We start from the raw sequence: 13,560 nt of genomic DNA on the forward strand, positions 1-13,560 counted from the left end.
GGGTCTGATAGCGGCTCTTTATGAGCCGAGGTAAAACATCAACAGTTCTATTCTTATATGAAAAAGAATATCATCATTTTTTTACTCATGTTTTCGTCTGCTTTGCTCCTTTGTTTCATGGGAGACAAAGGAGGCAATCTTTATTTAATATTCTCGCTTTTTTTTCTAGCTTATATTTTAATCAGTCTCAAAAGAAAATAACGAAGGAATTTTAAAGGAACGCAAGAAGAAGTCCTTCTTTCACAAGAACCTGATTAATTAAAATTGACTTTTTAGTTTTATAGCTTCGCTTTATGAGACAAGGTAAACTCTAAAATTGGGCATAAATACATATGTTATGGATAATTTTAATCTGCTTAATCATTGTCGGAGTTATTACCAATAATTATACACCATTGAAAGTTTTTATCTTATAGGGGCTCTTTATGAGCCAAATGTAGGACTAAACACCATAAAACAACCCGTTTAGTCCTATGCTGGAGGCAGTTCGCGCCACAAAACAGCCTGCAAATCTGTGCGCAATAGGACTAAGCACCGCAAAACATGCCGTTTAGTCCTATTTTCAAAGCGTTCAGCCAGCATTTCTTGTCGCAAGAGCCCCACATGACCCCGGCAAATCTGCGCGCGGTAGGACTAAACACCGCAAAACATGCCGTTTAGTCCTATATAAGCTCTTCTGGAGCGAAATTTCGCCCCCGTCCCCGCCGCATTGTAAACCTTTCGCAACAAACGATAAGTAAATCGCCCTAACGGCGCCCCCACCCCCTCAAAAAACGCTTTTTTTTGCGTATTTCACGCATTTTCACGTTGTAGGTGTTGTAAACCTTTACAATGGAATTTGGCCCAACCTACTCCCCATAGAGCCCGAATAAATCTACTTTAAACTCAGAAACCAAACATCCCATACACCAACAACGGCATCCCTTCGCGGGGTGCCGTTGTGGTTTATACAGGCTTGCGCTAGGCGGCGCATTTTTTTAGGCGGCGCTTTTTTTCAGGCTGCGCTATTTGCCACACGCCATTTTTCTGAAATTACCGGCCACCGACGAGAATCTGGTCCACCTTGATGCTCGGCTGGCCCACAGTCACAGGAATGTGGCCCGAAGAGGCTCCGCAAATGCCCGCGGCCTGCTCGAAGTCGCTGCCGACCATGCTGATGCGGGGCATAATCTCGTGCCCCTTGCCGATGAGGGTCGCGCCGCGCACCGGTTCGCAAATCCTGCCGTTACGGATAACGTAACCTTCATCGACAGCGAAGTTGAACTCGCCTGTCGCGGGGTTCACGGAACCGCCTGCCATGCGGGCAGCATACAGCCCGTTATCGACACTCGCGATCATGGAATCGAGCGTATCTTTACCGGGGGCGATAAACGTGTTGCGCATGCGGCTCACCGGCGCATACTTGTAGCTTTCGCGGCGTGCCGAACCCGTGCGGGCAATGCCCACTTCTGCGGCACCCACGCGGTCACTCATGTAGGTCTTCAATATGCCATTTTCGATAAGCGTCGTACGCTGCGTGGGCATTCCCTCATCATCGTACTTGAGGCTCCCCCACACGCCGTCCATCGTGCCGTCGTCTATTGCGGTAAGGCACGGCTGGCCAATCGCCTCGCCAATCTTGCCGCAGAAGGGGCTCGCGTTCCTGCGTACGGATTCCGTTTCGAGCGGGTGCCCGCACGCCTCGTGGAATATCACGCCGCCGAACCCGTTGCCCATCACCACGGGCATCTGGCCGCCTGCGATGTAGCCCGCATCAAGCATGCGGACAACGCGTTCGGCACACTCCGTCGCGATTTTTTCGGGAGAGTAGTTCGCCAGCAGTTCGTAACCGCCAAGCGCCCCGGGGGCCTCGTGCGTCGTGAGCCTCTCGGAGCCATCGCTTGCAGTAACCGTCACGTTCACGCGAACCCTGGAACGGTCCAGCACAAGGTTCAGGCCCTCGCTGTTCATAATCGTGATAGACGAGCACACGTCGGTCACCGTAGACCCGACCTGTGCAACTTTGTCCGAAACGCTACGCGCCGCCTTGTCGGCACGGAACAAGAAATCCTGCTTGACTGCCTGGCCCAGCACGCGCGGGTCCTTGAACGCCGCCATATTGAAGTCGCTCACGCGCTTTTCGGGATGCAGTTCAAACGGGGCATTCGTGGCACCCGCCTTCGCGATACGCCCGAAGGCAAGTGTCTGTACCAGCTTTACAAGGGCTTCTTCGCTGTCGTCGCTCGTGAAACCGTACAGCACCTCGGTCCCGTACAGGAGGCGGATTCCGATACCATATTCCGTACCCGCAGTAGCGGTCTCTATATGGCGGTCCTTGATCCCGAGCACAGAACTGCGGGTCTCTTCCTCGAAAATTTCCACAAAGTCGGCGCCGGCATTCCTGCCCGCCTCGAAAATCTTCACAGCGATTGACGGATTCACGCTAGACCTCGCCGTTCATCTTCTTGCGCACAGGGATACCAGCCGCAAGCATTTCCTTCTTGATTCCTGGAACCGTGTAATCGCCAAAGTGCACCATCGACGCGACCAGCGCCGCATCTGCAGCAGTCTTGCGGAATAGGTCCACAATGTGCGCAGGGGTACCCGCGCCACCGCTTGCAATCACCGGCACCTGCACGGCACGTGCCACCTGGTCGGTAATATTCAGTTCGTACCCGTTGCGCACGCCGTCGGTATCGATGGCGTTCAGGCAGATTTCGCCCACGCCCAAATCCTCGGCCTTCTTCGCCCACTCGACGGCATCGATGCCCATCGCCTGGCGGCCACCGCGGATATACACTTCGTAACCGCTCTTGAACTTGTCCGAAACGCCCACGAACTTCGCGTCCATACCGAGCACCACGCACTGGCGACCGAACGCCTTCGCGCCGTCGGCAATGATTTCGGGGTGCAGCACGGCGAGGCTGTTCACGCTCACCTTCTCGGCACCAGCCAACAAGGCCTCGTGCATGTCGTCAAGGTTACGGATACCGCCACCCACCGCAAACGGGATAAACACGCGCTTTGCAATCTGGCGGATCATTTCCATGTCACACGGGCGGTTCTCGGCGCTCGCGGTAATATCGTAGAACACGAGTTCGTCCACGCCGTCGGCACTGTACTGCGCGCCCATCTCCACGGGGTCGCCAATGTCGATATTTCCCTTGAACTTGACGCCCTTCGTGACCTTGCGGTTCCGGACGTCGAGGCAAACGATTAAGCGTTTAGTAAGCATAATAATAGACAGGTCACCCTATGCAATAGTGAAGAATCCAGTTTTGTCATCCACAGCTGGATCCTTCGACTTCGTGCTACGCACTACGCTCAGGATGACACTTCAAAACCCTGAATTATAGATTGCGGTCAATGACGGCCTTGACGGTCGCCTTGGGTACGGCACCCACCACGTTCCCGACTTCCACGCCGTTCTTGAACAGCTTCATGTTGGGGATGTTCGTGATGCCGAAGCGGGCGCAGATATCCTTCGCGCCATCGCTGTCCACGTCCATCTTCGCGATAATGGCCTTGCCGTTGTATTCGTCGGCGAGTTCATCGATAATGGGGCCCATCATCATGCAGGGGCGGCACCAGGTCGCCCAGAAATCAACGAACACCAACTGGCCAGACGAAATGGCCTTGTCAAAATTTTCTGCTGTAAGGTGAATTGCAGGCATAGTAAACTCCGATTTTTTCCCTTAAAATAGAAAATTCGGACTAGAAAGCGTAGCCTATCGCGAAGTTGAGGTCTATACCGAAGCCCGATTCCGCGACCTTGTCGGCATCGCCGTCGTCGATATCGTTCGAAGACATCATCGTGTAGCCAAATCCAAATTCCGTAAACGAGACATAGTGCCCGCTCTGGATCTTCAGTCCCAGATAGCAGGCAAAAATGAAGGCGGACGCTTCACCGGACGAAGAACTGCGATGATTGTAGTAATCACTATCATAGTCAACAGAAACGCTCTCGTAACCGATTTGCGGCGACACGTAAAAACCTGTGTGGCCTTCATTGAAATAGAACCTAAGCCCCTCGTAGAGCCCGTAAGCAAAAATATCTCCGTCGGCAAAACTCGCCCACATCAGTTCCGGGCGCGAGGAAAGCGAAAGCCTCGAGGAAAGGTTATTCTCCACCGTCACCGTAATCCAGGGTATCCCGTATATGGTTGTGAAGATAAGCAACGATACAGGATGAATGGAAATAGACCAGCGGGTATTGGGGAGGGTGGGTTCAGGCGAGGGCTGAGCGGGCTGGGTCGAAACATGATCGTCGGAGGACGCAGCGGCCTGGTCAGAGCCATAGTTCGACCAGTTGTTCCCCTGGGCTCCAGCAAAAATGGCAAGGAGCAGCGCTACAACAGCAATGCGTTTAATCATTTGTTCTCCTTTTTATATACAACTTTGCCCAAAATTTAGCAAACTCAGTAAATCAAGCGCATTTCGTCGGCCCAGAGAGTCGCCCCGACAGAGCCCTTGTACAGGTTTCCGAGTGCACTGGAGGCCATCACCACGCGGATATGAGTCACGTCGAAATCATCCGGAGAATCCGTCGGGTCTAGGTGGTTATCAATACCGTTCTTGTTCTTGAGTCCCTTCGTAAGTACGCTCGAATTGTATATTGGAGAACTATCGTAGGGTATGCCATACTTGAACGCAAGCCGGATTGTCTTGTATCCTTCGCGCTCCGCATCGGTAATGGAAACCACGTCCGGGTCATCCTCGCTCTCGACAGTCGTCGCACGGTACCAGGCCGAAGCGACCATAGTGTTTACGTCGCTCGAAGTACGGTACTGGTTCTTGCCCTCGTTACTCGTGCGGCTGCGATTTTCAAGAATTACATACAAATCACAGGAATCCTTCTTACCATCATACTTTACGTCAAACTCCACATACTTGGGCCTGCCATAGAACGGCCTTCCAAAATCGATAAGTTCATTGCCATCCTCATAACCTGCCATACTGATAGCGCTCACGCCCTTGGGATTAAAATAGGCAACAAGCATATTACCACTAGCAAACTTGATAACCGCTGTCTGGGATTCCATCTTTATGACACTTTTACCTTCGGCATTGGTAGTCAGTTCCTTTGCATAGCTGTTGTTGCCATTATCCCAGCCATCTATATCGTTCATGTTATTAAAATCATCCTTGACCCAGGTATTAAAATCGCTGCCCGGATACTGGTAGCCCGCCTTCACGGTGTAAGTCCGCTCGACACCGTCGTTTTCCAGCGTCACCTTCAATCCGCGCGCAAAGTTGTAGGACTCGCCCACCTTCACACTTGCCGTAGCGCCGTCCGAAAGTTCCAGCCCCTTTATTTCGAGGTCGCGCAAGTCCAAATCAATCGCGTAATTCATATTCAGGAATACCGTACCGGCATCCTGGTCAATTTCAGCCTCAACTTCACCCGCACCGGCAATAAGCCTCAGGAGTTTCGGGGCATTCGCGGGAACCGCCACCGAAGACGATGATTCAGGCTCGTCGCCACCCGCCGAAGAATTGCCGTCGCCGCTGCTGGCCGAACCATCCCCCTTCACAGAAGAGGAACTGCCGGCAGGTTCCTTGCTGCTGCTCGACGCATCGCCCTTGCCCGAAGAAGAATCGCCCGTCTTGGAACTGCAGGAGTCTTCCTTCGCGGAAGACGAACTGGACTTTGCATCCGTATCGCCGGACTCCTTATTCGATGATGAAGACTTCACCTTCTTCTCGGGGATTTCAAACACGACCTGCCACAGCGAAGGAATCCCGCTTTCGGAAACGAGCATCAAGTAAACCGTCCCGCTCGAAGGAATACGCACCTTGTCGCCCTCGTGCAGGCGGTCTTTCGCGTACGAGAGTTCCTGCGCGAGCGAATCCAGCGCGGCGGAATCACTCGGGAACTCCTTGAACTTGCCATCAACCAGATGGAGCGTCGCCATGGAGCTTATATCGAGCAGGGAAATCGTCGCGGAGTCCCAGGTTTCAAGGCTATCGGGAATCTCGTCAAGACTCACGACAATCTTGTGTTCGTCCGCATAGAGCATTGCCCCACTTTCGCCCTCCTCGAAGGCGATTTCATTGAACACGCGGTAATCGGACTGCCCGAAGGTATCGTAGTCGGCAGTACAGCCGAAGAGGGCTGCGCACAGGAAAGCCGCCAAAAGCCATTTCAGAGAAAGTCCATTCTTAAACATTTTCATTTCTTTCTCCTAGTATATCAGTTTAAAATCATCCAACACGAGCGCCGAATTTTCGCCGCCGCGGTACTTACCCGAATTACCGGCCGTTCCGCCACACACAACATGCGCGTACGCCGAAGAAGCGAACATCACGTGAATCGAGTTCACATCCTCTTCACCCGTACCGAGCGAAAGGCCTTCGGCGACGGGATATTCGCCCGAAAGCAGCCCGAACGGGTCCTTGCCGTAAGAAAGTTCAACCGTACGGGATTTCATTTCCACGCTTGCCTCGTCCGAGAAGGCGCCCGTAGCAACCACCTTGCCGTTCTTGCCCACGAGCATCACGTACACGAGGCTCTTTTGCGGGTAGTCCGTAGACTTGTTCGCCACATGGCTGTAGGAATACTTCACCGTGAATGCGGTCGGGCGCGCCGTAAACGGCTTGCCAAAGGTCATGTCCTTCGAAATGTCGGAACAGCCCGTTGAAGGAGTACCTCCGTCAGAACCCTGCTCGTAGATATCCAGCGCAGTCTCACCCGCATAGGATCCAGCAAAGTAGAATCCGCCAGCCATCTTCCAGCTACCATCAATAAACAAGAATGAACCTTCCACCTCGCGGGTCGTAACCGTCGCCATACCGCCATTGAATTCAAGATTCGCCTCCGAAGTGACCTTTATGGCGGCAGAAGATGTCTTCGTCGCCATCGCATCGCTCGTGGTGGCCCAGAAATCATTGCGGGCGCTGAAATCGGAGCCAGGCAGTTGCGGTTCCTCACGTTCGCTGCTCGAAGATTCGGCTTCATCGCTACTCGAAGATTCTGCGGAAGAACTGGATTCGGAAACCTCACTGGACGAAGATGCATCCTCCGACGAACTCGAAGCAATCTCGCTGTTCGAGGCAGGAGCAACAGAAGACGAAGAACTCTCCGCGGGCTTCTCGCTCGAAGAACTCTCCGCCTTTTCACTGCAGGAAGAAACCTTCTCGGCGCTGCTCGAGGCAGGCGCCACGCTGCTCGAAGATTGCACCTCGGGCAAGCTCACCGTCCAGACGGCAATCACGCGGTTCGCATCGTCAAGCACGACAAGCCTAAGGCCTTCCTCGCCAATTTCAAGTTCCGTTCCGGTACTTACCGGGTTATCCCAGTCGATTTCGGGATCCACCAGGTCGTCGTCGAGCGCAAGGTAGCACTTGTTGCCGCCAAGAGCCGCAATGTTATCGACCTTGAAGGACGAAGTGCCCTCGGGGAGCACAATCGAGCGCGACTCCACATCGATTTCGGCATCATCGACATTTTCAAAAAGCTCGGACAGGTCGGGAGCGGCAACCTGCGTTTCCGTTTCGCCGGAACAGGCCCACAGGCCAAATGCCAGCGAGCACAGCGCCCCCGCGATAAACGACTTCATTTTCCCGTGAATCTCAAACCGCATAACAAACCCCTAGAAGAACATCACCAGCGAGAAATCCAGCGCCAGGAGGTTTATGGTGAAATTCACGATGTTGTACACAAAGCGGCTGCTCGTCTCGTCGTTCTCTTCCACATCAATAATGCTGGAACTCAGGCCGAGCAAGCCCACCGAGGTTTCGAACGCGAACCGGTCCAGCACCATCACGCAGATACCCGGATTGAGACCTGCCTTGATAGACCAGCCCCTGTTGCGGGTTTTCTTCATGTCTTCGCCGTCATCCGTCTGTGAAATGCCGTACGAATACTCCACCGAAACAGAAGTCTCGTTGAACAGATAGAAGATGCGGGAATCCAGGACCTTCAGGTAGTTTTTCAAGAGCGGCTGCACAAAGAACCCGTTGCTCACGTACTTGCGGCGCTCCTTCACGTCCATAAGGTCTTCCATGAGCGAGAAATCGATATCAAACCAGGTGCGCGAATACCCGGCACGCACGCCGAGCGCCATGGCATCGCGGATAAAGTACCCGCCAAAAGCCTCCACCGTGAACGTGTAGCCGTAAGCCTCATAAACATCACCAATGAGAATATTCAGCGCATCGTCCTCGGTATTCGCCTGGATAAGCGAGAGCGTCGTGCCCGCATAGAAATGCCCCTTCGATATCGACTCGTCAGGTTCTATCGGGAAAAGCGCATCCAGCAGACCAGCCTTCTTCGCAGGCTTTGCAGAATCGGTCACAACCGGGGCCGTTTCCGGGACAGTTACCGCAGCAGGTGCCGCCGGGGGTTCCACGGCAGGAGTTTCAGCAGCGGGAGCCTCTGCAACCTGGGATTCCTGAACCGGAGCAGATTCCGCCGGTTCAGCCTCCGGCACAGCATTCTCTACCGCCGGTACAGAAGTTTCGGCCTGTGCGGAATCCGGAACTATGTCCTGGGCTAGCGCGGGCAAAAAGGCAAAAAACAGGGAAATAACAAAGGCGGCTTTTCTCATATACTTTAATTTACATTATTATAAAGCAACGAGGAGCCGCCTACCCAGCGTATGTGAGGAATTTCAACTAATTCTAGCGCGCTATTCCACATCCTTTACGCAGCGCACGGCATAGCCGAAAGATTTCATGTAGGATTGTTTTTGAAGAAGGCGATCTCCGGCATAGTAATACCCTTCAAAAGCAGAACTACCGGCATCCTCTTCAACAAGCCAGAAACGGGCATATCCATCGTATTTCACGACGCCATTGCCGTTCCGTTCCCCGGTCGGGAGCATACCGGCGGCATCGAAGGATACAGAGCCATCGTTAAGTGCATACCCGAGCCAGTTCCAATCAGCCTTTTTCGGAAGGCGCCACCCTTCCGGGCAAATTCCGCGCACCTGTTTTTCCGATTCAAAACATACTTTTGTCGCACATTCCAAGTCGTTCACGGCAGCGGCATAGGTGTAGAGGTTTCCTTCTTCGCAGCGTTCCCCGCGTTCGCCAATGCACGCCGTATTCCCCACAAGCGCAGGCGTTGCGGTTGAATCCGCGTAGCGCAGGTTTTCAGCCATCCAGATAATAAACTCGTTGACCTGCACAATGCGGTACTTGTTGCCGTCACGTTCATCGGTAATCTGTTCCAGGCTGTTCCAATCTTCGCCGTGACTGTAGGGGTCCCACGCCGAAGACGATGAAACGGAAGAAGACGAGACATCCGACGAAGACGAAGAAACCTCGCTCGACGACGATTCCGCAGAAGAGGAACTTTCCACGGATGAACTTGAACTTTCCTCAGACGAACTCGAGAAAACGCTCGAACTGCTCGGAGTCGGGACTTCGACAAACTTGTCGAGTTTCACCTCGCCCGCATCGGCAACGCACCTTACCGCATACCCGTATTCCTTCCGGTAGCTTTGGACTTTCAAGCCAACGCCTTCGATATAAAATTCGTATGCACTTTCCGGATCGGTGCCACCGGTTTCTGTCGCAGACCAATACCGAGCAACTTCGTCGTGTTTGGTCCCCTGGTAAAACCATTCACCGGTCGGGTAAGCCGAGAAACCGTAATCGTCCGTTCCGAAATTGTACGTATGCCACCCACCAAGGGCACGGAGAGTGTTCGCATTACCGTCCACGTATGACGATAGCGTTTTCCATTCATGGATTTCCGGCAAGTGCCAGCCCTCGGGGCAAATTCCGCGATGCGGGTATTCAATCCCTTCGCATCTTTCGTGAACCTGGCAACGGTCGTCTTCCATTGCAGAATAGAACGAATAAAGCCTCTTGTCTCCGTCGCATGCGCCCTTTTTCCCAGTAGTCATGCACACGGAGAGGAGCCCGAACTGCAAATCTTCGGAATAATAGCGAAGGTCTTCGGCCATCCACACTTGCGAGCCGATTACAGCCACGCGGTAAACGTTCCCGTCGCGCTTGTCCGTAAAGGCATTGAACGAGGAACCTTTCACATAAGATTCTATCAGGGAACTGCTGGACCCGACGGAAGAACTCGAGGCCAGCGAAGACGAACTCGCCCCCCTCGCAGAAGAACTGGAAACATCATCAGAACTATCGGGAACGACCGGGCCCGCCTTTCCGTACGGGGCCTGCAAAAAATCTGAGCCGTCGTCGCCGCAGGCAACGAACGCCAGCGTGCAACAGGCAAAAGAAACAGGAAAAAGCGCCTTATAAAAACTGTTCATCATTCCTCCTTTTCTTGCAAAAATATAGCAACGCAATTACAGTCTATTTTTTCTTAAATCTCAAATAAAGCCCCTCTATTTCGGAGCGGAACGCCTTGAACAGGCTCAGGCCATCCAGCGCGTCTGCAAAGTACTCCACTTCCAGCGACTTGGGGGCATCTACGTCCGCGTTTTCCATGTCGCTTGTCATTTGTATGTAATTCGTGGGGTCGGCCACCACCACGACAAGCATAGTCCAGTCCGCAGTTGCAGGCATCGAGAAATCGACGACAAAGTCAAGCACAAGCTTGCCCTTGACCATGCTCGCCTTGAAGTTCCTGATTTTCCGGGCCTTCAAGAAGTCAGAACCCGCCTGTACGTAGTTGTAGTAGTTGTTCTTCTCGATAGGGCCAAGGATTGCCGTTTGCAGCGGGGGCTGTTCATCCGCCGAAATTTTCCCGTCGCCGTTATTGTCGACGGACGAAAGCATTGCTGCACTGTAGATTTCGTCATAGGACCAACGGTTTTCGACACCAACAAAGCCGGTCGCATCGTAGAGGACCTTCACCTTGACATCGGCAAAAACATGCGGATGCGCAAAGGCCTGCACGGCAAGCACCGCTACAAGCGAGACAAACAGCAACAATCCGCGCATAGCATGGCCCCCGCTAGAAGGCAAACACGACACCCGCCACGAGTAGACCCGCACCGATTACGCCAAGGCCAATGCCTACCGCCGCCTTCGTGTCGCCGGACTTGTTCAGGTCGTGGTTGTCCTTGATGAGCCGCTGGGCTTTCTCGCTGTCGAACACGGAACGGTTGTATTCGTGCTTCTTGTCGGCAGCGTCGCTCCAGTTGCGTTCGGCAAGGTACCAGAGCACCCCGCCCGCAAGGATAGGCGCAATAGAACTCCACAGGAGCACCTTGCCCACGCGGCGGTCGCTGCGCTTCTGGTTGAATTCCCTCTGGCCCTGGATATACTCGATATCGTCTATCGGCTGCAGTTCCACGTTGATGAAGTTCGGCATGAACGCCTTGATTTCGGTGGTAATGGAGGTGTCGCGGTAGCCCACCTTGCGGAAGAACAGCTGCATCTGCGGTTGCGGCTTCACGTCATCCACGATGAGGTCGGTCATGTAGTCGGGGAAGCGGTTTATCGTAGGTTCCTCGCCCACGTACACTTCGACCGCCTCCGGGTTCGTGCTGAGCGTTATCCTCGTGGAGGGGCGCTGCACCGGGATTTCCACCTTGTTCAGGCTATCCGCGTTGATCTTCACGGTAGCCGTGCCCCACCATTCCACGTCGCGCAGGACCTTCATCACGGAAATCGTGTACTTGCCCGGCTTGATGTTCTTGATGGTGTCGGGGGCAACCTGCATAAGCGCAATCCCGTTCACGAACAGCGAGCACGCCTCCGGGTTCGAAGTAACGAGCAGGTTCGCCTTTCCGGGAGGGTACAGTTCCATCTCCTCTTCCTCGTCCTTCACGACGGGCACCACGTAGTTCGAGAGCGAAAGGTCTATCATCACCTTGTCCTCGAGGTTGTACAGGCGCTTGAGGTCAAGCCTGAAAATCTTGATATACGGGTTCTCGACCACGTTTGCAAGGCTATCCTGGATTTCACGTTCGCGGATTTCGGCTTCGACCTTCGCGACCTCTTCCATCTTGAGGCGCTTTTCCTCTTTCTCGAGGGCCGCCTCCAGGTCATCCTCGGCATCGGCAGCAATCTCAGCAGCCTTTGCGGCCTCGGCAGCAGCAATGGAATCGGCGACGGCGGCGGAATCAGTCTTCGCGGCAAGGGAATCCTTCACGGCATCGGTCATAATGACCTCGGCGGGCTTCTGCGGTTCAGGCTTGTCGTCGTCCTCGAATTCTTCCTCTTCCTCGACCTTCTGGCCGTTGCTTTCCTGGAGCGCAACCGCCTCCTCGTCGCGGATTTCTTCCAGCACCTTCTGGGCGGCATCGTCCGGGGCACGCAGGTAGACGGTATCCTTCTCAATCTTCACGAAGATGGCTTCCTGTTCCACGGAATCACCCACAAGGAAGTAGCGGACGGGCACCTCGCGGGTCGTAGCCGTATCGGCGGGGTTCACGACAGCAGCCTTCGGGGCCGGGGCGGCAGCAGGTGCCGGAGTAGCAGCGGGAGCGGGTGCCGGGGCAACGGTCGGAGCGGCCTCAGGCGCTGGGGCATCCTGTGCAAAGGGTACGGAAAAACACGTCGCACAAAGTACGACCAAAAACACGAAAAGGCTAATTCGTTTCTGCATACCCTAAAGATATATAAAAAAGCGGGAAATGGAACCAATGGTTATTAGTTATTAGTCACTAGTCATTGGTTATTGGTTGCTAGTGAAGCGGGACGCGAGATGTTTATCGCAGGGAGCGGGACGTTTATCGCGGAGGCAGGGCTATTCCTTCACGAGTCGGGCGCAGTATATGGGGCCGCAGCCGTTGCACCGGTCGGGCAATATGTGCACCCCGCATTCGGTGCGGTCCGCCCCCTCGGGGAGGCTTTCGAGCGGTTCAACACGCATCGCGGGGCGTTTTTTCAGGATTCGCTTCACCACATCGTCGTTTTCTACGGGAGAGAGAGCGCAGGTGCCATACACGAGCGTTCCACCGGGTTTCAGGGCATCGATAGCGGATGCCAAGAGCCCGCCCTGTTCCACCGCAAGGCGCTTCACCCGCTTTACCGACCACACCTTGAGATGTTCCGGCGCATTGAGCACGTGCCTGTCCGAAGAACAGGGGGCATCGAGCAGAATCCTGTCGAAACTCTCCTTACGGTGGAGCCCGAACTTCACGCCGTCGTAACCCGAGACGGTCACGACCTTCCGCCAATCTGCCGGCAGGGAATTCTCGATAACGTGCGAAAGGCGCAGCCTCCGGTCCGGAGAGCGGTCGTTACTTTGTAAAAAACCTTCCCCCGCAAGCATAGAGGCAATCACGAGCGTCTTGCCACCGGGAGCGGCGCACATGTCAAGCACGCTATCGCCGGGGCGAACCCCGAGGGCGCGGGCGGCAAACACGGACGCTTCGTCCAGGTAATACGGTTCGAGTCCCTCGCCAAAGCGCAACTCCGTCGCGCGCCCCTCGCCCTTCAGGGATTCAAGGAGTACTGGCCAGCGTTCGCCAAACAGGTTCGTGAAGTAGTCAAAAAATTCCATACTAGTTGTTAGTCATTGGTCATTAGTCATTGGTCATTAGTTATTGGTTGTAATTCAATGACCTGTATATTTTCAAGATAAAAAAAACTCTCTGCTCAGGGGTATGAACAAAGAGTTTTCGTTGAGCTACCAGGATTCGAACCTAGACAAACAGAGTCAGAATCTGTTGTGCTACCATTACACCATAGCTCAGTGTGGGCACA

The 13,560-nt window shown here is 54.1% G+C and carries 11 protein-coding genes and 1 tRNA gene; all 12 read right to left on the reverse strand.

What is annotated here, in order from left to right; all coding sequences use genetic code 11:
• Positions 1 to 1,032: 1,032 nt before the first annotated feature.
• The 12 genes from BUA44_RS02700 to BUA44_RS02755 all read right to left on the reverse strand — a co-directional run bounded on the left by BUA44_RS02700 (position 1,033) and on the right by BUA44_RS02755 (position 13,549).
• Complete coding sequence (locus BUA44_RS02700; protein WP_072808308.1) at positions 1,033 to 2,421, reverse strand: TldD/PmbA family protein; 1,389 nt, start codon at positions 2,419 to 2,421, stop codon at positions 1,033 to 1,035.
• A 1-nt stretch (position 2,422) separates the two neighbouring features.
• Positions 2,423 to 3,214: an imidazole glycerol phosphate synthase subunit HisF gene (gene hisF, locus BUA44_RS02705; protein ID WP_072808310.1), complete on the reverse strand. Its 792-nt coding sequence runs from the start codon at positions 3,212 to 3,214 to the stop codon at positions 2,423 to 2,425.
• Positions 3,215 to 3,329: 115 nt separating this feature from the next.
• Complete coding sequence (gene trxA, locus BUA44_RS02710; protein ID WP_072808313.1) at positions 3,330 to 3,653, reverse strand: thioredoxin; 324 nt, start codon at positions 3,651 to 3,653, stop codon at positions 3,330 to 3,332.
• A gap of 40 nt (positions 3,654 to 3,693) precedes the next feature.
• Entirely contained in the window at positions 3,694 to 4,353 is a 660-nt protein-coding gene (locus BUA44_RS02715; RefSeq protein WP_072808316.1) for a hypothetical protein, read from the reverse strand.
• Positions 4,354 to 4,397: 44 nt separating this feature from the next.
• The gene (locus BUA44_RS02720; RefSeq protein WP_072808320.1) at positions 4,398 to 6,155 is read right to left on the reverse strand and encodes a PCMD domain-containing protein; all 1,758 of its coding nucleotides are present in this window, start codon (positions 6,153 to 6,155) and stop codon (positions 4,398 to 4,400) included.
• Between the two features lie 9 nt (positions 6,156 to 6,164).
• Positions 6,165 to 7,562 (reverse strand): PCMD domain-containing protein, encoded by a 1,398-nt coding sequence (locus BUA44_RS02725; protein ID WP_083579442.1) that lies wholly within the window; start codon positions 7,560 to 7,562, stop codon positions 6,165 to 6,167.
• A gap of 9 nt (positions 7,563 to 7,571) precedes the next feature.
• A complete protein-coding gene (locus tag BUA44_RS02730) occupies positions 7,572 to 8,528 on the reverse strand; it encodes a hypothetical protein (RefSeq protein WP_143151837.1) in 957 nt (318 codons plus the stop codon).
• Positions 8,529 to 8,609: 81 nt separating this feature from the next.
• The gene (locus BUA44_RS02735) at positions 8,610 to 10,214 is read right to left on the reverse strand and encodes an FISUMP domain-containing protein (RefSeq protein WP_072808329.1); all 1,605 of its coding nucleotides are present in this window, start codon (positions 10,212 to 10,214) and stop codon (positions 8,610 to 8,612) included.
• Positions 10,215 to 10,254: 40 nt separating this feature from the next.
• Positions 10,255 to 10,845, reverse strand: coding sequence for a DUF1007 family protein (locus BUA44_RS02740; protein ID WP_072808332.1), 591 nt, complete (start codon positions 10,843 to 10,845; stop codon positions 10,255 to 10,257).
• A 13-nt stretch (positions 10,846 to 10,858) separates the two neighbouring features.
• On the reverse strand, positions 10,859 to 12,457 hold the full coding sequence (locus tag BUA44_RS02745; RefSeq protein ID WP_143151838.1) for a hypothetical protein: 1,599 nt from the start codon (positions 12,455 to 12,457) through the stop codon (positions 10,859 to 10,861).
• Positions 12,458 to 12,598: 141 nt separating this feature from the next.
• Entirely contained in the window at positions 12,599 to 13,357 is a 759-nt protein-coding gene (locus BUA44_RS02750) for an RsmB/NOP family class I SAM-dependent RNA methyltransferase (protein ID WP_072808336.1), read from the reverse strand.
• Between the two features lie 121 nt (positions 13,358 to 13,478).
• Positions 13,479 to 13,549, reverse strand: a tRNA-Gln gene (locus BUA44_RS02755).
• Positions 13,550 to 13,560 lie beyond the last annotated feature (11 nt).

The organism is Fibrobacter sp. UWR3 (assembly GCF_900143055.1).
GTDB lineage: Bacteria > Fibrobacterota > Fibrobacteria > Fibrobacterales > Fibrobacteraceae > Fibrobacter.